Below are 20,575 nucleotides of genomic sequence, written 5' to 3' on the forward strand. Positions count from 1 at the left end.
AACGAGGACCGGCAGGTCACGAAAAATCTGAGCAAATGAGCGAGGACACACAGGGGACTGAGCCAAGGAGCTTACCGTAAGATCGAAAGGCACCTGGGAAACCCCGGTCTTCGCGTCGCCACGGAAAGCCCCACATGAATTTGCCTTGGAAAAAGCCCGCCACCGTACCGTCGATGCGGGCTGCCGAAGCTTCCATCGATCGGACGATCAGTACCAAGAGCGCGTCCGGGGTGGGCGCCGCTTCCATCGTGGCAGCGGCTGCAGGTTTTGTGGTCCTGGTTATTGCCGGAAATCACCTGCGCCCGGAAGAGTACGCACAATTCAGCGTGTTCTGGGGCGCGCTGTTCGGCGTTTTCGGCGTCCTCTCTGGCATTCAAAGCGAAACCACCCGCGCAGTACGCTCAGCCGAAACCCTTGGTGCCAATCATGTCGGGAACCGTCCGCACCCCACAGTGATGGCCAACGGGCTCCTCGTGGGAACCATCCTTGCCGTGCTGGTGGTGCTGTCCTCTTGGTTGTGGGCTCCTTCCGTGCTCGGCAGCAAGACCCCCTGGCTCCTGCCCACACTGGCTGTCGCAGCCATTGCCTACTCCGGGCATTCCGCACTTGCCGGCGCAGCTGCCGGAAGGCAGGACTGGACCCTTTACTCTAAACTGATGGGTGCTGAGGCGCTCGTTCGACTGGCCATCGTGGGTGCTGTGGTGCTTATCGGGGTCGGACTCCTTGGCCTGGAAGTTGCCTGTGCCCTGGCAGCCTTCCTCTGGCTGCTGTTCTTACTGTTGTCACCCGCGGCCCGGCGCGCCGCCGCCGCCCGCGCCGATGCGCCGAGCAGTGCCTACCTAAAGCAGACGGGACACGCCGTACTCTCGTCCAGTGCGACGGCAGCCTTGATCGTAGGTTTTCCGGTGATCCTCAGCTTTACCAGCACTACGGAGGAGTTGACTACCGCGGGCGGCCTACTGCTCGCCATCCAGCTCACCAGGGCACCGATCATGGTGCCGCTGCAGGCATTCCAGGGTGTTGCCATATCATCATTCGTCAATCAGCGCCATCGGGGCATCCGTGCGCTCGTCCGACCGGCGGCCCTATGTCTCGCCGTAGGTATGGTTGGCGGCATCGGCGCCGGACTCCTCGGTCCTTGGCTGATGGAGTTGCTATTCCCGGGAAAGTACGACGTCCCTGCGTGGCTTTTGTCCACATTGACCTTCGACGCCGCTCTGATGGCCATCCTGACGCTGACCGGTACCGCTGCTCTCGCCGTGGGCATGCACCGTGGTTACTCAGCGGGATGGGTCAGCGGCACCGTCGTGAGCCTACTCTGCCTACTGCTTCCCCTTCCTCTGTCCGTCCGCACCGCGGTAGCGCTCGCCGCCGGACCCGCCGTTGGAGCGGCAATTCACGTCGCAGCCATTTTCCGCGGCGGTCGGACCGTTGCTACCGCGCACCCCTGATTTATCTCCTCGACAAACTACAAGTGAAGGACGTCTAGTGCCCCACAATCCCGTCAGTCCGCGGACCACCGTTATCCTGCCTGCCTACAACGCAGCCGAGTTCCTGGAGCGGGCTGTGCGGAGCGTAATGGCGCAAACCGACACGGACTTCGAACTGATCGTGGTGGACGACCACTCCACGGACGGGACCTTAGCCTTGGCCAGGAAACTCGAAGCAGAATTCCGCAGCCAGCTTACGGTAATTGCCCTGCCCTTCAATGCCGGGGTTTCAGCAGCTCGCAATGCCGGGCTGGATGCCGCCCGTGGCGGCTGGTTGAGCTTTATCGACAGCGATGACGAGTACCTTCCAACATTCCTGGAGACCATGCATGCAGCTACTTCGCCGGGCGTGGACCTAGTGGTGGGAGGGCGGATCGTGGTCCAGTCCGACGGTCAGGAGCGTCCCAACGCCTCACGGGCTCTTGGCGAGTTCGACGGCGCTGAGGCGTGCCGGTTGGCCATGTGCGATGCGCTCACCCCGTTCCCGTGGGACAAGCTGATCCGGCGGGGGCTATTTGAGAAGGTTCGCTTCGCCGAGGGAGCCGCCCGCTTCGAGGACATGGCCAACAATGTCGTACTGCATTCGCTTTCCCGCCGTGTCCGGTCCATCAATACGCCCGTGTACCGGTACTACATCATGGACAGCTCCCTGACCTGGGGCCGGATCCCCACAGTAGCGGACACCGCAGTGGCCATGAAACACCTCGATGAACATTTAGGCGCGCGGTTCAAGGAAGGCAAGTACACGCCGGCCTACAACTGCATGCGCACGTTGGTGATCCTGCAGGTGGCTCAAAGCGCTATTGCCCGCGGCAGCGACTCGCCCGCAGCGGCGGCCACTGTGGCGGCGTGCCGCCGTGACATCTCATGGGCGATGCTGGCAAAGACTCTGGCCGCACAAAAGGTCATCGGCGCGGGAGCTACTTTGCTCAAGCTGGCACCCAGGGTGTATTCGTTACTCTACCTCCGCCACATCCACGCCGCGTACGGCGTCAGGAAGGCTATGACTCCCGGATCCGAGGCCCCTGGGGCCGCGCCGTCCTCCGTTCCCCGCGGCGGTTCTGGTATAGATTAGTAGCTATGTCAATACCCCCTTACACCCGCGCCCTCGTCATCATGCCGGCGTGGAACGAAGCAGAGTCGGTAGGCAATACAGTCCGGGAAGTGCTGGCACTTCCCGAGACGTATGACGTCCTGGTTGTCAACGACGGGTCCCTGGACGCCACTTCCGCAGTCGCTTCGGAAGCCGGCGCAGTAGTACTGGACCTTCCGTTCAACCTCGGTGTGGGCGGCGCCATGCGCGCCGGCTTCAAATACGCTAAGCGAAACAGTTACGACGCCGTCATCCAGGTAGACGCAGACGGCCAGCATCATCCTAAGGAGATTTCCCGGGTCCTTGCAGCACTCTCGGAAGCGGACATCGCAATCGGCGCCCGCTTTGCGGAGCGCGGCACGTACAAAGTCTCAGGGCCCCGGCGCTGGGCCATGGTCCTCCTCGCCAAAGTCATTTCCGGCCTAGCCCACACTCGCCTGACAGATGTTACCTCCGGGTTTAAGGCGGCCAACCGCCGCGGCATCGATCAGTATATTGACCACTACCCGGCCGAATACCTGGGAGACACCATCGATTCCCTTGTTGTGGCCATCCGTTCCGGCTGCGTGATCACACAAGTTCCTGTGGAAATGCGCCCACGTCAGGGCGGCACTCCCAGCCACAACCCGGTCAAATCGGCGATCTACCTCGGCCGCTCGGTTTTCGCCCTGCTCTTCGCCCTGATGCGGCGACGCTCGCAGATTGGAACACCTTCACCCCTACCCGAGAGAGCATGATCTTGTCCGTTTTGGCCCCTTTCGTCCTTTCCTTAATAATCGTCGTCATCGTCGTCGAGATGCTCCGACGGAAAAAACTTCGCGAAAAATACGCAGCGCTGTGGCTGGTGGTTGGCCTGGCGACGCTGGTTCTGGCAGCCTTCCCACAGCTTCTGGCCCTCACGGCCCGGCTGCTCGGCGTCCAAGTTCCCTCCAACCTACTGTTCGCAATGGCCATCGTGCTGGCCCTCGGCGTCTGCCTTCATCTTTCGTGGGAAATCTCTGTAGTAGAGGACGAGACCCGCACCCTTGCCGAGGAAGCAGCAATCCTCCGGACGCACATCGAACGGCTCGAAGCCCGGCTGGACGCTGAACGGCCCAAGCCAGCAGCGCCCGCAACAGCAGCCGAGCCCGCCCCCCTTGACCGCGGCTGACTCCCGCTCAGCCCCAATGTATTGGATCCCTCATGGCACTTGATATTTTCATTCCCTACTGGGGCCACCCAGGCTACATGAAGGAAACGGTCCGCAGCGTCCTCGAACAGGACTCTGGCGACTGGCTCCTCACCGTTGTGGACGACGCATACCCCAATGATGAGATCCAGCAGTTCATGGCCGCCATCGAAGATCCGCGCGTCAAATACATACGCAAGGATCAGAATGCCGGAATCACCGAGAACTACAAGACCTGCGTTTCCCTGGCCACGGAAGAGGTCATGGTCATCCTGGGCTGCGACGACATCCTGCTGCCCAACTACGTCCGGGTAGTGACTCAGTCTCACGAGCGCTTCCCAGAGGCGGCCATTATCCAGCCTGGTGTCCAGATCATCGATGGCGGGGGGGCGCTAGTGCGCACACTGGTGGACAGCACCAAGCAGTACATCGTCCGGCCCCGCACGCAGGGACCCCGGCTGCTGTCCGGTGAACACCTCGCCACCAACTTGATGCACGGTGACTGGCTCTACTGGCCGTCACTGGCATTTCGCACGGACAAAATCCGAGCCGTCGAATTCCGCTCCGGATTCCCCATCATCCAGGATCTCGCCCTGGTAATGGACATGGTTTATCGAGGTGGCCAACTCCTTCTCGAGCCCACTGTGTGTTTCTCCTACCGCCGCCACTCTGAAAGCGCATCCTCCACCAAACTTGTTGACGGCTCACGGTTCGCTGGCGAACGCGAGTATTTCGCAATGTCGGCAGACCAGGCAAAACTCAACGGGTGGACTAGGGCCTCACGCGCTGCGAACCTGCGCCTGACATCCCGTGCCCACGCTCTCAGCCTCCTACCCAAGGCCCTGGCGAGCAGGAATTTCCCGGCCGCCAAGGTCCTCCTCGGCCATACGTTCGGAAACTAGATGTCAGCCACAGAAAGGCCCACGATGACTACACCCGCCCCCGAAGCACAGACCAAGGGAACGATCCTGGTAACCGGCGGTGCCGGTTTCATTGGCTGCGCCATCTCAAGCGACCTGGTGGCCAACTTTGACCGTGTCGTGGTGGTGGACAACCTGCATCCGCAGATCCACGCCTCCGGTGACCGTCCCGCGGAACTCCACCACGGTGCCGAGCTGGTGGTAGCGGACATCACCGAAGCACACACTTGGGACAAGGTCCTCGCTGACGTCACCCCCGACGTCGTCATCCACCTGGCAGCCGAGACCGGCACCGGACAGTCGCTGGAGGAATCCACCCGCCACGCTCACGTCAACGTGGTGGGTACTACTCAACTTCTCGATGGCCTGAACCGCCACGGCAAGCTACCGCGGCGGATCGTCCTCTCCTCGAGCCGCGCCGTCTATGGTGAGGGCCCTTGGTATGACACCGACGGGCAACGGTTCTACCCGGGTCAGCGCACCAGCACCACCCTGGACCAGTCCCAGTGGGACTTCCCCAATTCCACTCCTGCAGCAATGAAAGCCTCCGAGACGTTCCCGGCCCCGGTCAGCGTCTATGGTGCCACCAAGCTCGCCCAGGAAAACATTATTCAAGCCTGGGCAAAGTCCTATGGCGTCCAGACCGTGATCCTGCGGCTCCAGAACGTCTACGGCCCTGGACAGTCTCTGATCAATCCCTACACAGGAATCATGAGCCTCTTCTGCAGGATGGCGATGGGCGGCAAGTCCATCCCACTGTATGAAGACGGCGAGGTCCGTCGCGACTTCGTCTTGATCGACGACGTCGCTGCGGCCATTGTTGCTGGCGCCCTCTCCCCTACCGTCCAGGGCGAACCGATGGACATTGGCTCCGGTGAATTCCAGACCATCGGCACCGCGGCGCAGATCATCGCGGCCCGCTATGGCGCGCCCCAGCCGCACGTCACTGGCCAGTACCGCCAGGGAGACGTCCGCCACGCGTGGGCAGACGTGACGGAAGCTCAAGCCACGCTCGGCTGGAAGCCCCAGTACAACCTGGAGCAGGGCATTGATAGGCTCGGCGCCTGGATTGACGCGCAGCCGGACGTCCAGCCGTACTAAAAGTAAGGCGACGGCGGTACCGAAAGGTACCGCCGTCGCCTTACTTTAGGCCGAAGTTACGTTTGTCGTGACGCGTGAAATCCCCGTCGTGGCGGGGATTTCGTGGGTTCCGGTGGTTGTTTGTCTGGCTACTTGCCTCCGATAGTGGTCGGGATGGGCTGGCCGATGAGTTCGAAGGCTTGGCGCTGGATGGGTGTGGGCGTGGTGACGAGGTCGAAGCCGGCGTTCTTTCCGGTGCCGTTGACGTGGAGTCGGTTGCGGGTCAGGGTCCCGAGGTGGTCGAGCAGGGAGCGGAAGCTGTAGGCAGGTTGCCCGTCGGCTGTGGTGCGCCGGGACGCTTTGGTCTGCGCGGCGGTCGAGCGGGCGGCGGGCGCGACGGGGTTCTCCGGTTCGGGCCGGTGTTCGTCCGTGAACGTCAGCGGTGCCCAGGCTTTGCGGAGGTGCCAGGTCAGGTAGGCGGCGAGCATGCAGATGAACACGTGGGCCCGTACCCGGGTTTCGGTGTAGTGGTGGACGGGGCGCAGTTGCAGATCGATCGCTTTGATTGAGCGGAAGTCGCGTTCGACGTTGGCCAGGGACTTGTAGGTCGCCACGACCCTGGCGGCGTCCATGTGGGTGTCCTGGATGGTGGTGCGGATGATGTAGATCCCGTCCAGGGCGGCTTCGGCGGCGATCTGTTCCTCGTCGCGGGCGAAGGTGAAGGAAGTCTCGGTGATGGTGAGCCTGTAGTGCTTTTCCATCTTGTATCTGCCGATGACTTTGCCGGCACGGAGCCCGATTTTCCCGGCGTCTTGGAGGCGCCCGGCTTCGGCGGCGGCGGTGATTTTGACCAGTTCCGTCTCGGTGGCGGTGAGCAGTTCGCCGCGTTTGCGGGCCCGTTCGGCGGCGAGGGCGGGGTTGCGGCAGGCGATGAGGCGTTCGCCGGGATAGTCGGGGTGGGAGATTTCGGCCAGGTCCGTCTGGTCGAACAGGGACATCTGCAGGGGCCCGTTCTCGGCGGCCAGGGCCATGATCGCCGGGGCGCGCAGCGCGGTGACCCAGCCGAGGCCGCCGAGTTCCTTGAGTTGTTCGATCCTGGCGCTGGTGATCATGCCGCGGTCCCCGACCATGACCATCTCGCCAAGCCGGTACCGGGTCTTGAAGTCCGCCGCGAGGTCCTCGAAGGCTGTGGGATCGGCGGTGTTGCCGGGAACAACGCGGACGGAGACCGGCCGGCCGTGCGGGTCGGTGAGCAGCCCGTATTCGATCTGCTCCAGGCCCTTCTTCCCGTCGCGGGAATAGCCGCGGGCCGCCAGCGGGCACTTGTGTCCGGTCACCCAGGACGAGGACAGATCGAACAGTGCCAGCCGGTCCGGATTCGCTTCTTCGGACAGGTGCCGGGACGCCAGGGCTTTCTCGAGCGCTTCCTGCCGGCCGGCGAGCCAGTCCATCGCGGCGTAGACCTCGTCCGTGGTCGCGTCGGCGACTCCGAGGTCCTCGGCCAGGGTGGTGTCGGTCCACCAGCGGGTGGTCGCCAGCTTCGAGGCGGGACGGCAGACCCGGGCGATCACCAGGGCGACGGCAATGTCGCGCATCCGCCCGGCCCGTCCCAGCAGCGCGGGCATCCCGAGCGCTTTGGCCTGGGCGGCCACGGCGGCAACGTGGCCGTGGGGCAGGGACCGCACAACTTCCAGGCCCTCGGCGGAGAACACCGCCGGGTTGCCGGCCAGCGCGCCGCGGACCGCTTCGATTGCCGGTTCCGGCAGCGCCGAGAGGTTCGCCAGGGTCTCGTGCTTGACCTTCCCGTCCTGCCGGAAGGACCGGCGGAGCAGCACCGATTCGTACTCGACCGTTTCCCCGGCCTTGTTCACCCGCCGGCTCTTCGTCCGGGCTACGTGCATCGCCTGCGTTGTCCGTGCCATGCCCTGATTCTACAGCGACCCACGGTGACCATTTGTCAGCGACACGCACAATTTAGTGGCTACAAATGACGGTACAAAAGTGGCCCCTTGGCCGGGAACGCAACGGAACCCGGCCAAGAGGCCAACGTAACTTCGGTCTAAGCTTGGCTGCTCACGCCTACTGCGGCCCATGCACTGTGGTGGAGCGCAGCAGTTCAGTCGTCCAACGTGGCCAAGATGTGATTAAGCGCCGCCTGGTTGTCCGGATCGACGATGATGAGCGCAGACGGGTCTGCCTTCACGATCTTGTTGACCACCAAACGCAGGTTGTCCACGCCGCCGCTGAGCTCGAACATGTTCAGCGACAGTCGCCAACCACCCTCGGTGTAGGTTGCGGTGAGGCCGTCATACCACTGCTTGGCTAGGATGGCGTCAATGTGCGTGGGCTGCGTGGTGACGTACACGGCAGGCTGGCCCTCACGGTCCTTTGTGGCAGCCATCAACATCGCCACGGACGGGGGCACCTCCTTCAGGACGGCCAGTTCCTTGGCCATGGCCACCGCCGAAGGGGACGACGGCGGGAGGCCCTTTGCAGCCAGTGGAAAAGTGAAACCGAAGGCCTGGGTGACGGCAACTGTGGCCAGCACCGACGCGGTAATGGTTCCGGCTACCCTCAGCCCGCCTGAGTGCACGATTTCATCCTCCTGACGCTGCGCGTCCGCAGAAGGACGGCGAATGCGCGAGACCTCTAGTAGTGCAGCCAAAGACAGGCAGAGGGTCACCAACCCTGCCAGGAACAATGCAATCCCCAGCTTGTAGGAATAGTACGTCAGCGTGCCGCCCTTGGTCAGCTGAGCCACCGCCATATAGACTGCCAGCACAAACCCTGCGGCCAGGCCAGCGAAGGACCACCGCAGCCGCTGCAGGGCGCCGCCAGAAAGTCGGGACGATTTGACGAACACCAGCAGGGCCAATGCCGCGCTACCAATGATGATCAACGCCAACTGGCCCAGGTCCGGAATAGGTACGCCGCCCACGCCATAGAGGACGGCCTCTGTGGAGACCCCAGCGAGCTGAACTAGGGCCGGGACAATTCCCACCAGGCCTACCAGCCCGATTCCGGCCGCGGTCAAGTAGCCGGCGCGGGTGGCACGCCAGCGCCGCAGGTTCCAGGGCAGCAGCACTGCCCCTGCGGCACCCAGCACCAGCACCTCGAGGAGCACCCAGTTGTGGGCCACGCCCACTGCGCAGGCCACGAAGGAAAGCAGCGGGGCCGATCGGAGGGGTCTGTCCATGCCGGTGGCGAGGACGATGGCCACCGATGCCAGCCCGACGGCCAGGAAAAAATTGGGGAAGCCATGGAGGGATGCCGAAGATCCCGGACCGAAAATCCAGCCTGCGGCCACGAGCATCAACGCTGGGAATGCGATGACGGGCCGGCGTCGGAATGCGCGTACGGCGGCGAGGGCTGCAAGAACCATCACAACCACCAGAACTGAAACCAGTGCGCTGCCGTTGGCATAGTTGACCAACTCTGAGGCGGCCGTCCCGGCGGCTTTGGAGGATGTTAGCTCGGCGAAAATGGCCACAATGCCGTGGAAGCCCTGCGGGTAATCTTTGAAGGACCAGCCGCTTCCATCCGGAGAGGCTCCAAGCAACGGAATAACCTGGCCGTAGACCCTCTGCATGTGGAAGATATCGAAGTGGGAGGCGTTGTCCCAGTTCATGGTTAGCAGACTCAGGGCCTTGTCATAAGCGCGAACCGACAGAAGTCGGAAATGGACCCAGACGGACAGGGCTGCAGCGATTATCGGAAGTGCATCGAGCCAAGTGAATTCCGGAACGAGCCTACGCGCGCCCGATGGGAAGCCTCTCGCCACCACAAATGCGACAGCCCCGAGCACAGTGGCGAGCACCAGTGTCCCGCGGCCCAACGCACCGAACCCCGAGGGAATCCACCACAGCAGCGGCACCAGGCCCAGCAAAATGCTGAGGGAAAGCGTCACGCGGCCGGAGAATGTCCGGGCGGAGGGTAATGCCACTAGGCAGGCCAGCAGCAGTGCTATGGCCCACCCGGCGGTCAGGAAGCCGCTAAGCCGCAGGGCGATCACGACGGCGGCCACGATCGCCCCTGCTGCCACGCCCCTCAGGATGGCCGCAAGCTCAGTTCGATTCGGCTGGGCATAGAACAAGCCGCCGACACGCCAGCGTCCCCGAAGTCCGCCCGCGCCCGCTTTCCGTCGAGTTTCCAACGCGGTCACGAAGACGTATGGACGGCAACCGCATCCTGGGCCAGCTTGCGCGTGGGCGGCGCCAGGGCGCCCGTCTCTGCCGCCACAGGCTTAGCGCCATGGTCGTTCCGGCGGACTCGGCGCATGACCGGCCGCTCAATCAGCAGCCAGCTCGCGATGGCCGTGGGGATCGTGAGGGCAGCGGCGGACAGGGAGAATAAGACAAGGCCCATATGGTGTGCACCAAAGACAGCCAACAGCTGCTGGAACGCGAAAGCGTAAATGTAGACACCGTAGGAAATATCGTTCTTGGCAATAACCTTGGGCTGCGGGAGTCTCGAGGAGATCCAGAGCGTGCCGTAGGCAATCAGGGCACCGGACGCCTGTCCGCCCCAGGAGGGGAAGACAGACACCATCAGGATCGCAACAAGGAGGCTGGCCACCGCGGGTGCCCAGTGAATCCCGATTCTGGATTTCCATGCAAAGACCACAGCGCCACCGAGAAAGAACGGCAAAAGTTTGAGGAGCAGCACCACATCGAAGTTTCCGTCGGTGTATTTGTTGATGAATTCAATGTTCGCCTGGGCCAGTACCGAGACAGCGAAGAACACCGTGATAAACCAGGGCGACTTGCGGAAAATCGCAAAGCAGCCAATGACCGCCACCACTAGGTAGCAAAGGAACTCATAGTAGAGACTCCATAGGGAACCATTCCAAGCCCCTGCGTACGGGACATTCAAAGGCGTCCCTGCGATGTCATAGTGGTTCATTTTCAATGTCAGGTTTGAAATGACGAAATTCAGCGGCGACGTTGCCGTTCCGAAATACCCTGCAAGACTGCCTTTGGCCGCAACGTAACCGATGGGACCAAAGAAGACGACCATGATGACCAGGCAGACGATGAACGCGGGCATGATCCGTGCAACGCGGTGCACCAAATAGTCTCCGAGTCCATGGCTGAACCTGCTGCCGGTAATTAGGTAACCACTGATGACGAAGAATCCTGAGACGGCCCAGCCGCCCAACGTGTCGCCAGCGAAGATTGGTTCGTCCGGAGTTCCGGATAACGGCCAACTGTGGTGGACCAACACGGCGAGGGCCAATATCAGTCTGATGAGATTAAGGCTGTTGTTCCGTGGATCAAGTGGTCGGCCCACGATGAGTCCTGAACGGGCTTTTTTTGATGACACGCGGGCTCCGGGTTCGGCTGATTGGAATTGGCGGCGACACGCTATTCTACCTCGCGGACGTTACCGTCCCGGTTTGCCTCGCGCCAAGGCTGCGACAATGATGGACGCATGCGCGGAATCATCCTAGCCGGGGGCACCGGATCACGGCTTCACCCCATCACCCTTGGCATCAGCAAGCAACTAGTCCCGGTTTACGACAAGCCAATGATCTATTACCCTCTATCTACATTGATCCTGGCGGGCATCCGCGACATCCTGATCATTACGACGCCCCACGACGCGGACCAGTTCAAGCGACTGTTGGGTGACGGTTCGCAGTTCGGCGTAAACCTCACCTATGTTCAGCAGCCCAACCCGGACGGCCTGGCTCAAGCCTTCATTCTTGGCGCAGATCACATCGGCGATGACACCGTTGCCCTGGTCTTGGGTGACAACATTTTCTATGGGCAGGGCATGGGCACGCAGCTGCGACGGCACGCCAACATCCAGGGCGGTGCCGTCTTTGGCTACTGGGTCAAGGATCCATCTGCCTACGGCGTGGTGGAGTTTGACGCGGATGGCAAGGCGCTCTCGCTTGAGGAAAAGCCAGCAAACCCCCGCAGCCACTACGCTGTCCCGGGCCTGTATTTCTACGATAACGACGTCATCGACATTGCGAGGAAGCTCAAGCCCTCCCCACGCGGAGAGTTGGAAATCACCGACATTAACAAGGTGTATCTAGAGCGCGGCGACCTTCAGGTGGAGATCCTTCCCCGCGGCACTGCGTGGCTGGACACCGGAACCTTCAACGACCTCAGCGACGCTTCGAATTTTATCCGAACGGTAGAAACCCGGCAGGGTCAAAAGATCGGCGCTCCTGAGGAAATCGCGTGGCGGCTGGGCTTCCTTTCCGACAACGACCTCCGCCAGCGAGCAGAGCCCTTGGTGAAAAGCGGCTACGGCGCCTACCTTTTGGAACTCCTGGACGCCTGACCAATCATTTCCTGTTCGCACCAACTGACGAAGCCTCAATAAGGTGAGCCCGCTGAACACGCTTGTGGAACGCTCTCTCAGTCTCAAATCCGGTCGACCCTACTATCGAACTGTCACGTGCTTTCCCTTGCGTACCGGTCGATTCGCATCGCTTAGGAGCCATGATGTGGGCATCGTTGCTCTCGAACATCAGGATGGAATGCGAAAGAACAAGGTTGGCACGCCGGCCAAGGGAATCCACAGAGGGTCCGACAAACAGAGATTACAACTGCCTTGCGGCAGATCCAGTATCGTGAAGGTTGCCGTTCAGCCAAGGAGCTTCATGCGAACCCCCCTCAAAGTCATGCTTTCGATAGCCACTGCCGCTATAGCACTCAGCGCCTGCAGCATCGCGGATTCATCCCCCAGAGATTCGCCGACACCCACTCTTCAACCTACTCAAACCAGCAGCCCCACATATCCAGCATCGGCCAAGGAACCAAACGTGCGGCTAACAGTGACCACTCTCAAAGGAAACGCTGCCGCCCAAGCGACACGCCACCTTGTCTGTGTTGGAGCTTCAGCTGTAGACGGGACAGATTTCCCCGATGCGGACCAAGCGTGCAGTGTTTTGGCCAGAAAACCGAGTCTCCTTGACTACAAATCCGCCGAGACCAGCGAAGAATGCCATGCCGTCGATCAGCAGAACATCGCTGATGTTTTCGGCGAGATCAACGGCGAGGCAGTCCGGACCAATTTCCGACGCGACAACTCATGCAACGTCGGCACCTGGGACGAACTCAAATCACTTCTGGGAACGATCACAGAAGAGTAACCCAGTCAGCCGTGGGCTTGGAACAACTTCTGATTAGGCACAACACATCACATTGTGGGTCCGTGGGTGCAAGGACTTGCAGAACGTGGAGGTGTCCAAACGGACCAAGGAGCTGAAAGCGGAGAACGCCACCGTCAAGCGCCTGGTGGCGGAGAATGATTGGCCATCGACATCCTCAAGGAAGGCCCGCTGGCCCAGCCCGGCTCGGACGGCCTGGTGGCACTGAACGGGTAGGGGATCCGCCGGCTCTGGCGCGATGAAGGTCTGATCTGCAAACTCAGAGCGCGGACGAAGCGACGCACCGGGCTCGGCGCCGGGGAACAGAACCGCCTCGCGGCCGAGTACCCGAGGCATGTGGTCACCTTAGACATGCAGTCCGAAGTGACCTCCTGAGGGCCGCACGCTCCGGTTCTGTAACCACATCGATGCCTACACGCGCACCGCGATGGCCATCATCCCGCGCCGGTCGTTCAAAGGGTCGGACGTATCGGCGGCGGTGCTGGGAGAACAGTATGGCCGAGCCTGCATCCCCCGACCTATGTCAGACGTGATAGCGGGCCGGAATTCACCCGCTGCACGGGTCGATTTGGTGCGACACCGCGGGCGTCGACACCGCATTCACCGACCCAGGATCACCCCGGCAAACGGCTTGATCGAGTCCTTGAGCGCCCAATTCACAAGGAAACAACTCTCCGGAGAAATCATGGACACCATGGCCTAAGCGAAGTATTTTCGCCGAGCAATGGAAAGCTATCTGCAATCATGAAAGGCCCACGGATGCCCAACGGCATGACGCTGAAACGCTACGTCACTCCCAGCATGCTGTGACTCGGAACAAGCGCGCACTAGGACCTTCCGAATCGATGAGCTTTAGACTCTCGTTCGGTTCTAGATCCATTACACCGCCATAGCCAGCTAGCGTTCCTGTGACCGTCCGGGTTCCAAAATCCAGAACATATCTAACATTCAACTTGCGGACTGATTCACAGACCGAAGGAAAAGTTGCGGCATCCTTTAAGCCGGCGTTGATCACGTCTACATCAGAGCCATGCGTCGTGAGGATGTGGGGCTGTATGACAGCTCTGTCCGACAACGCATATGCAAGCGACGTGCCGCTGCTCGGGAGACCGGCAATGGTGGCGCCGGATTCGACGATGCCGGGCAGGCGCGCTAATAGTCTCCTCTCATCCGGTGACAGGAGCCCAGAGTGTTCGCTGTTCTTATACTGCCAATGTGCCCGTTCTACGGCGAAACTAACAGGCCCCAACTGGGCAACTAAGACGATCACCGCAAGAGCTGGCACTGCGAGCATTGCAAAAGCCCTGCGGGACGTCATCGATTTAGCAATTCGGCCATACCGGGCCGGCACTGAATCCGGGATCTTTGCGAGTCGCCGTCGCAAAATGTCTTCGAGATAGACGGCTCCGATCACAGACGGGCCGATGGTAACGACCGGAAGGAGCGCTGCCAAGCGGTAGCTGTCAAAGTACCATACTCCTGTTACAAACCATCTCGGCTCCGCATTGAACCCTGCGGCGAGGAAAAAGAACAAGGCCCCGACCCAGTACATTCCAATAAGCCACCTTCGAGATTTGTCCACCCAAAGTCGGATCAGACCAACGGCAAGGCAAAGGCTAAGGACGCCAAGAGTCGGACGGCCAAGGGGCGCGTTGAACAGCAACTCACCGATGGCCTGAGGCGGAGTTTCGACAACCCCCCAAGTGGCTGCGTCGGCGGGCGGGCGTAGATACCCCCACAGAATGGTGAGACCAACAAACCCGGCCAATAACGCCAGCGAAAGAACGACGACGCGCCGCCTGTTGGAGGGGGACCGCGGTGGCCATGACCCTCGGACGTTTAAGTAGTAAACAGCAACGATTGCCGGCACGCTGAAGGCCAGGAAGGCCATGAACGTACTGGGATGAGCTAGCGCAACACCCGCAACTACGACGCCCAGGCTGAGCCAGGCCACTAGAGAGTTCGGCCGGTAATGGTGGCCTAAGCCCATGGCTGTAAAAGCGAGTCCAAGGGCCGCAGGGAGTACTGAGATCGACAGTAAATTGGGGTACAGCACGCCCCAATCGATCATCAACATGGGGAAGGTTGAAAAACCTGCCGCGAAAATGAACGAGAAGATTGCAACGCTTATACGATGTCCGGCCACCGATTGAACCATGTAAAGGCACCCGAGCGGCCAGACGACCGCACCGATGGCGAGGTTCGTAGCGTTGACCGCCACCGGAATTGTTGATCCACTCAACTCGCAAATAATGGCCACCAGGCCGTGCCAACCAGCAGGGTAAGCGCTGATTCCGGTGAGGGCGCCAAGGTTCAGCGGAGATGCGTCTCGCGTCTCCATTGCCCAACGCACGGCGTTGAGATGGAACACGTTATCGTACGTTTGCGAGATCGAGTCCGGAGAAATCATAGCCGTCGCCATCTGGAGCCCAATTACAAGAGCCGCCGCGAGTGCCCCAAAACCGACGACCACGCATAAAGATCGTGGCGGCGAATCAATTTCAGGATCAGGCCGCTTTCGGATCACTAGGTATCTGATACCCCACGCCACGGCGGCGACTACCAGCACCCCAAGCAGGAGACTCACTGGACCCCAGGAGATTCCCAGGAACGGAAAAACGGCCGCTAGAAAGCCTGTAATTCCGACTGTAAAAGCCGGCGCAAGGAGCACCGAATTGACGCCTCGAATCCGGATGGCCAGAGACAGAATCAAGCCAGGCACGATGAACACCAGCACGGCAAGAAGAATCACTGGCAATGACTGCCACCAGGACACGGAAACACCACTCTCAAGTACTCGTTAAATGGACACCAGCGAAGGTCGACTGCGCTGGACGGGACTAGGTAACTTTACTTCAACAGAGGCGTGCCGCTCAGGCGGCCGTACGGCTCCGCAGCTCGGCCACAACCTCGTGCACTTCGCCGTCCATGATGACTCGGCCTTGTTCGAGGAGAATCCCCCGCTCGCAAACAGTCGACACCAAATCCAGGTCGTGGCTGACAACAAAGAGCGTTTTGCCTTTGGCCGAGAGTTCCTTGATCTTGGCGATACACTTCCGCTGGAAGGGCTCATCCCCCACCGCCAGGATTTCGTCAATGAGGAACACCTCCGGGTCCGTGTGTACGGCAATGGAGAATGCCAGCCGAAGATACATGCCTGAGGAGTAAAACTTGACCTCGGTATCGATGAACTCGCCGATCTCCGAGAATTCAACGATGGAATCGAACATCTCGTCGATCTGCTTCTCGGTCATGCCCAGAATCGCACCGTTGAGGTAGACATTGTCCCGCCCACTGAGGTCGTGGTGAAACCCCGCACCGACTTCAATGAGGCCGGCAACACGCCCTCGGGTGTAGACGGTGCCGCCGTCGGGCTGAAGGACTCCCGAGATCAGTTTCAGGAGAGTGGACTTCCCGGAGCCGTTCAGCCCCAACAGGGCCACAGTCTCCCCCTGTTTCACTTCCAGAGAGACATCCGTCAGTGCCATGAACTTCTTGGATAGGTCACCCTTGCGCCCCTTGACCAGCCAGACGACAGCTTCCTTCATGGAGCGCGTGTGGCGGAGTATGAACTGCTTGCGCAGCCCACTACAACTGATGGCTATATTGCCGAGTGCACTCACGTCACAGCTCCTGAGCGAAATGGACGGCCGCGTGGCGGAAGGTCAGTTGCCCTACGAACAACACGGCCAAAGAAATAAGGAAGGCGACGGGAAGCCAGACCGTCATGAGGTCCGGGGGCATCGAGGCGAGCCCCAGCTGGTCTTCCTTCAGTGTTGGGAACCAAAATGCCCAGTGGAAGATTTCCACGGCGACGGTCATGGGATTCAGCTGATACAGCCAGTACCAGGGGCCCATGACGTTCTGAACCATCGTCCAGACGTAGAGCACCGGCGAAGCCCATGTGACCACCATGAGGATCATGTCAACGATGTTCTCCGAGTCACGGAAGTAGACATTGGCGGCGCTGAACAGGAGGCCCAGTCCGGTGGCCAGAATTGAAACCAAGACAAAGGCCAACACGGCTGCCGCCAGTTGAAGGACGCTGGGGGTCCACCCTGCCATCAAACATGCCCCGATGAGTACAACGATTTGTGGCAGGAAGTGCGCTGCCGACACCCAGACCGTGGCCACCGGAAACAGCTCACGAGGAAGGTAAATCTTTCTGATGAGATCCCGGTTATCCACGATGGATCTGGTGGCGTTGCCCAGGGACTCGGTAAAGAAGTTCACCAGCACGATGCCGGCAAACAGATAAATCGCGTAGTTGGGCGTTCCGCGCTGCAGATTCAGGAAGATCCCAAGAGCCACGAAGTAGATGAGGAACTGCATCAGTGGTTTAACGTAAGACCACAACAATCCCAAGACCGATCCGCGATAGCGGACCTTGATTTCCTTCCGCACTAGCAGCTTGAGCAGGAACCGGTGGTCATAGACGTCAAGCAGGCCGCGCCCTTGGCCGGGGCGGATCATTTCGTCAGTGGTGCCGTACATCTACTTTGAATCCTCCGACGCAGCATCGAAGGTCTTCTTCCACGACTCCATAGAGCTGACCTCGGCAACGGCGTTGCGGTACTGCACGGCCAGCCGATCCCACTCGTGGAAAAGCCTTACATGCAGGCGGGTGGCTTCTGTCAGCATCGATTTCAGCTTTTTCGGGTCGCGCTGGTACCACGAAGCGCCCGTTCCTTCGGCGTTGGAGACCACCACGCTGTCGTAGTGAGCAACCCTGAACCAACGGTTGTCCCGGTGGGCGAGATATCCCTGGGGCCGCTCGGCACTTTCCGGACCCGGCGCCTTGATCAGCTGCCGCGCAACAGTCTTGATGCCCCACGGGATCAGGTCCTTCTTGCTGGGCATCCCGACGAGGGTGCCTCCCATCGGTCCGCGCCCCAGTTTCGGAGCAGGGAAGTCATCAACGTCGTCCTTCAGCTGGGCGTCGGGATAGGAAGCCTTCAGCGCGTTGATTTCCGGTAGCTTAGTGCCGAGTACCCGGTGGAGGTCCTCGGGCCCCTTGAAGAGGTCTTTCAAGGCCTCGATGCGCCCGTGTTCGGTGAAGTACTGCATCGATACCAGGTGCTTTACATCTGACTGAACCGATTCCCGCAGTACTCGCCCACCCTTGGGATAGGGGCTGTGGATCAGGGTGGTGATCAGGCGGTTGCGTTCGTGGAAGTACGCCTGCCATCCCACCAGGTCGTCCTTGTCGATCCATGAAACATGCCACACCGCGGCGCCGGGAAGGGACACAGTGGCGAATCCGGCCTCCCGCGCGCGAAGCCCATATTCGGCGTCGTCCCATTTAATGAAGAGGGGCAGTGAAAGGCCGATCTCCCGGATGACCTCGGTGGGAATCAGGCACATCCACCAGCCGTTGTAGTCCACATCCACTCGCCGGTGCAGCCAAGCCGTTTGGCGGAGGTTTGCGATGCTGAAGTCGTGGCGTACTTCCATGTCCGCGTGGGGCAAGGCCGGGACGATCCGGAACGGATCAACAACCTCGCCGAATGTGTGGAGCACACTTCGGTTGTAGAGGTCGAACATGTGCCCGCCAACAATGGTCGGCTTTTTGCAGTGGTCGGCGAAGGTCAGCAGCCGAACGATGCTTTCCGGCTCCACCACAATGTCGTCGTCAAGCAGCAGTACGTAGTCGCTGCCATTCTCCACGGACTCATACATCCCGCGCGCGAAGCCACCGGATCCTCCAAGGTTTGCTTGGTTAATGACCCTGAGTTTTCCGCCCAACGATTCCTTGACGGCTGCGAAGCCATCCTGTGCCTCGACCTTTTGTGTCCCCTGGTCCACGATCAGGATCTCCTTGACGTTCTCAAGGACATCAGGATTCTCTGCGAGGATGCGGGCGTTGTTCAGGCAGAAATCAGGCTTGTTCATCGTGGTGATCTGCAGAGTGACCTGGCCTTTGGATTCGAGGCTGGTCTCGGCCTGCCACTCACCGTTCTCCAACAGGAGCTCTCCGGAACTTGCGGCCAGATCAAACCAGTACCAGCCGCCGTCTCCGAACGGCTTCAACGTGAGATCAAAGACAGACGTTGCGTCTCCGTCGACATGTTTGCCGTCAACGCGCTGAACCGACCCGCGCGCATTGGATTTGTATACGGTGACAGTTCCGGCGCCGCTGGTGCGGACGACAAGGCGTACGTCCCGGACGGAGGTCCAGCGCTTCCAGTAGCTGGCAGGGAAGGCGTTGAAGTAGGTGCCAAACGACATCTGCTCACCCGAACGGACACGCATCGACTGCCTCGTCAGCAGGTCCTCGAAGTGCGCCTCACGGCTGCCGGAGCTGAACATCTGCAGCTTCTGTTCCGGGAGCTTGGGGGTGCGGGCCAGTTCGTCATTCTCCCGAAGCCTGATCCCGCTGGCCGTTCCGGCATCAACGTACAGCGAAACAGTGTCCATCTGGTCGCCCGACGGTAGTATCACGCGCTGCAAAGTTGACCATGTGTTCGCCGATGCCGTCTCGCTCATGCGTCCACTCCTCCACTTTCAAGCTTGGCGCCGCCTTCAAAGTGCGGCCGGATCTGGTTGTCGAACATGGTCAGGGCCGAGCCGATGGCCATGTGCATATCGAGGTATTTGTAAGTGCCCAGCCGTCCGCCGAAGAGCACGTCCTTCTCGGCTGAAGCAAGGTCGCGGTACTTGAGAAGGCGTTCCCGGTCCGTGGCCGTGTTGATCGGGTAATAGGGCTCGTCGCCCTTTTCTGCGGCACGGGAGAATTCGCGCATGATGACGGTCTTTTCCGTCTGGTAGTCGCGTTCGGGGTGGAAGTGGCGAGGCTCGATGATACGCGTGTACGCCACATCGGCGTCGTTGTAGTTGACCACCGATGTTCCCTGGAAATCGCCGACGTCGAGCACTTCCTTTTCGAAATCGATCGTGCGCCACGAGAGGTCGCCCTCTGCGAAGTCGAAGTAACGGTCCACCGGACCCGTGTAGATCACGGGGATGTTCCCGACAACCTTGGTTTTGCTGTACTCGTGCGACTCGTCGAAGAAGTCGGCGTTCAGCCGGACTTCGATGTTCGGGTGTTCCGCCATCTTTTCGATCCAGGCAGTGTAGCCGTTGGTCGGCAGGCCCTCGTACTTGTCGTTGAAGTACCGGTTGTCGTAGTTGTAACGCACCGGGAGACGGGAGATTATGCCGGCCGGCAGGTCCTTGGGATCGGTCTGCCACTGCTTGCCGGTGTAGTGCTTGATGAACGCCTCATAGAGCGGCCGTCCGATGAGCTGGATGCCTTTGTCGTTCAGGTTCTGCGGATCGGTTCCGGCGAGCTCGCCGGCCTGGTCCTGAATCAGTGCCTGCGCCTGACCTGGTGTCAGGTTGGCTCGGAAGAACTGGTTGATGGTGGCCAGGTTGATGGGCAGGGAGTAGACCTCGCCCTTGTGCACGCCATAGACCTTGTGGACATAGTTCGTGAAGGTGGTAAACCGGTTCACGTACTCCCACACGCGCTCGTTCGACGTGTGGAACAGGTGCGCGCCGTAGCGGTGCACTTCGATCCCGGTCTGCTCTTCCTTTTCGCTGTACGCGTTCCCACCAATGTGGTGGCGGCGGTCGAGGACAACCACCTTCAAGCCGAGCTCAGTGGCGGCCTGTTCTGCGATTGTCAGGCCGAAAAAGCCCGACCCTACGATGACGAGGTCAGCGGTCACAAAATCTCCAGTTTCGAGTGAGGGCAGC

General features: G+C 60.7%; 16 protein-coding genes and 1 pseudogene. 9 read left to right on the forward strand and 8 right to left on the reverse strand.

Going from position 1 to position 20,575, the window contains the following annotated elements:
* Positions 1-134: 134 nt before the first annotated feature.
* Genes ASG77_RS08160 through ASG77_RS08185 form a run of 6 tightly spaced genes read left to right on the forward strand, consistent with a single transcriptional unit; the run spans position 135 to position 5,772 of the window.
* Positions 135-1,451: a lipopolysaccharide biosynthesis protein gene (locus ASG77_RS08160; protein ID WP_156380233.1), complete on the forward strand. Its 1,317-nt coding sequence runs from the start codon at positions 135-137 to the stop codon at positions 1,449-1,451.
* A gap of 37 nt (positions 1,452-1,488) precedes the next feature.
* On the forward strand, positions 1,489-2,565 hold the full coding sequence (locus ASG77_RS08165) for a glycosyltransferase family 2 protein (protein WP_056343695.1): 1,077 nt from the start codon (positions 1,489-1,491) through the stop codon (positions 2,563-2,565).
* A gap of 5 nt (positions 2,566-2,570) precedes the next feature.
* Positions 2,571-3,320 carry a glycosyltransferase family 2 protein gene (locus tag ASG77_RS08170; RefSeq protein ID WP_056343698.1) on the forward strand — a complete coding sequence of 250 codons (750 nt, stop codon included), beginning with the start codon at positions 2,571-2,573 and terminating at the stop codon, positions 3,318-3,320.
* Complete coding sequence (locus tag ASG77_RS08175) at positions 3,317-3,733, forward strand: DUF2304 domain-containing protein (RefSeq protein ID WP_056343701.1); 417 nt, start codon at positions 3,317-3,319, stop codon at positions 3,731-3,733. The genes ASG77_RS08170 and ASG77_RS08175 overlap by 4 nt, the downstream gene beginning before the upstream one ends.
* A gap of 32 nt (positions 3,734-3,765) precedes the next feature.
* Complete coding sequence (locus ASG77_RS08180) at positions 3,766-4,653, forward strand: glycosyltransferase family 2 protein (protein ID WP_056343704.1); 888 nt, start codon at positions 3,766-3,768, stop codon at positions 4,651-4,653.
* Between the two features lie 24 nt (positions 4,654-4,677).
* The gene (locus tag ASG77_RS08185; RefSeq protein WP_056345089.1) at positions 4,678-5,772 is read left to right on the forward strand and encodes an NAD-dependent epimerase/dehydratase family protein; all 1,095 of its coding nucleotides are present in this window, start codon (positions 4,678-4,680) and stop codon (positions 5,770-5,772) included.
* A gap of 128 nt (positions 5,773-5,900) precedes the next feature.
* Here the strand turns inward: ASG77_RS08185 and ASG77_RS08190 are convergent, their stop codons facing one another.
* The 3 genes from ASG77_RS08190 to ASG77_RS08200 form a co-directional block, all read right to left on the reverse strand.
* Positions 5,901-7,673 carry an IS1634 family transposase gene (locus tag ASG77_RS08190; RefSeq protein ID WP_056343706.1) on the reverse strand — a complete coding sequence of 591 codons (1,773 nt, stop codon included), beginning with the start codon at positions 7,671-7,673 and terminating at the stop codon, positions 5,901-5,903.
* 194 nt (positions 7,674-7,867) lie between these two features.
* Entirely contained in the window at positions 7,868-9,793 is a 1,926-nt protein-coding gene (locus tag ASG77_RS08195; RefSeq protein ID WP_156380234.1) for a hypothetical protein, read from the reverse strand.
* Between the two features lie 116 nt (positions 9,794-9,909).
* Positions 9,910-11,073: an acyltransferase family protein gene (locus ASG77_RS08200; RefSeq protein ID WP_162254925.1), complete on the reverse strand. Its 1,164-nt coding sequence runs from the start codon at positions 11,071-11,073 to the stop codon at positions 9,910-9,912.
* A gap of 108 nt (positions 11,074-11,181) precedes the next feature.
* On the opposite strand from ASG77_RS08200, the gene rfbA reads away from it, so the two are divergent.
* The 3 genes and pseudogenes from rfbA to ASG77_RS22505 all read left to right on the forward strand — a co-directional run.
* Positions 11,182-12,045, forward strand: coding sequence for a glucose-1-phosphate thymidylyltransferase RfbA (gene rfbA, locus ASG77_RS08205; protein WP_056343715.1), 864 nt, complete (start codon positions 11,182-11,184; stop codon positions 12,043-12,045).
* 496 nt (positions 12,046-12,541) lie between these two features.
* Positions 12,542-12,859, forward strand: coding sequence for a hypothetical protein (locus tag ASG77_RS21800; protein WP_156380235.1), 318 nt, complete (start codon positions 12,542-12,544; stop codon positions 12,857-12,859).
* 237 nt (positions 12,860-13,096) lie between these two features.
* Positions 13,097-13,632 (forward strand): annotated as a pseudogene (locus ASG77_RS22505) (integrase core domain-containing protein); the annotation flags it as partial.
* Positions 13,633-13,667: 35 nt separating this feature from the next.
* Here ASG77_RS22505 and ASG77_RS08220 read toward each other — a convergent pair.
* From ASG77_RS08220 to glf, 5 genes are all read right to left on the reverse strand, one after another.
* The gene (locus ASG77_RS08220; protein ID WP_156380236.1) at positions 13,668-15,629 is read right to left on the reverse strand and encodes a DUF6541 family protein; all 1,962 of its coding nucleotides are present in this window, start codon (positions 15,627-15,629) and stop codon (positions 13,668-13,670) included.
* Between the two features lie 121 nt (positions 15,630-15,750).
* A complete protein-coding gene (locus ASG77_RS08225; RefSeq protein ID WP_327019620.1) occupies positions 15,751-16,425 on the reverse strand; it encodes an ABC transporter ATP-binding protein in 675 nt (224 codons plus the stop codon).
* A 76-nt stretch (positions 16,426-16,501) separates the two neighbouring features.
* Positions 16,502-17,350, reverse strand: coding sequence for an ABC transporter permease (locus ASG77_RS08230; RefSeq protein WP_442854234.1), 849 nt, complete (start codon positions 17,348-17,350; stop codon positions 16,502-16,504).
* Positions 17,351-17,371: 21 nt separating this feature from the next.
* Complete coding sequence (locus ASG77_RS08235) at positions 17,372-19,363, reverse strand: glycosyltransferase (protein ID WP_056343734.1); 1,992 nt, start codon at positions 19,361-19,363, stop codon at positions 17,372-17,374.
* Complete coding sequence (gene glf / locus ASG77_RS08240; protein WP_056345091.1) at positions 19,360-20,547, reverse strand: UDP-galactopyranose mutase; 1,188 nt, start codon at positions 20,545-20,547, stop codon at positions 19,360-19,362. The genes ASG77_RS08235 and glf overlap by 4 nt, the downstream gene beginning before the upstream one ends.
* Positions 20,548-20,575 lie beyond the last annotated feature (28 nt).

Source organism: Arthrobacter sp. Soil762 (assembly GCF_001428335.1).
In the GTDB taxonomy this organism is placed as follows: Bacteria; Actinomycetota; Actinomycetes; order Actinomycetales; family Micrococcaceae; genus Arthrobacter.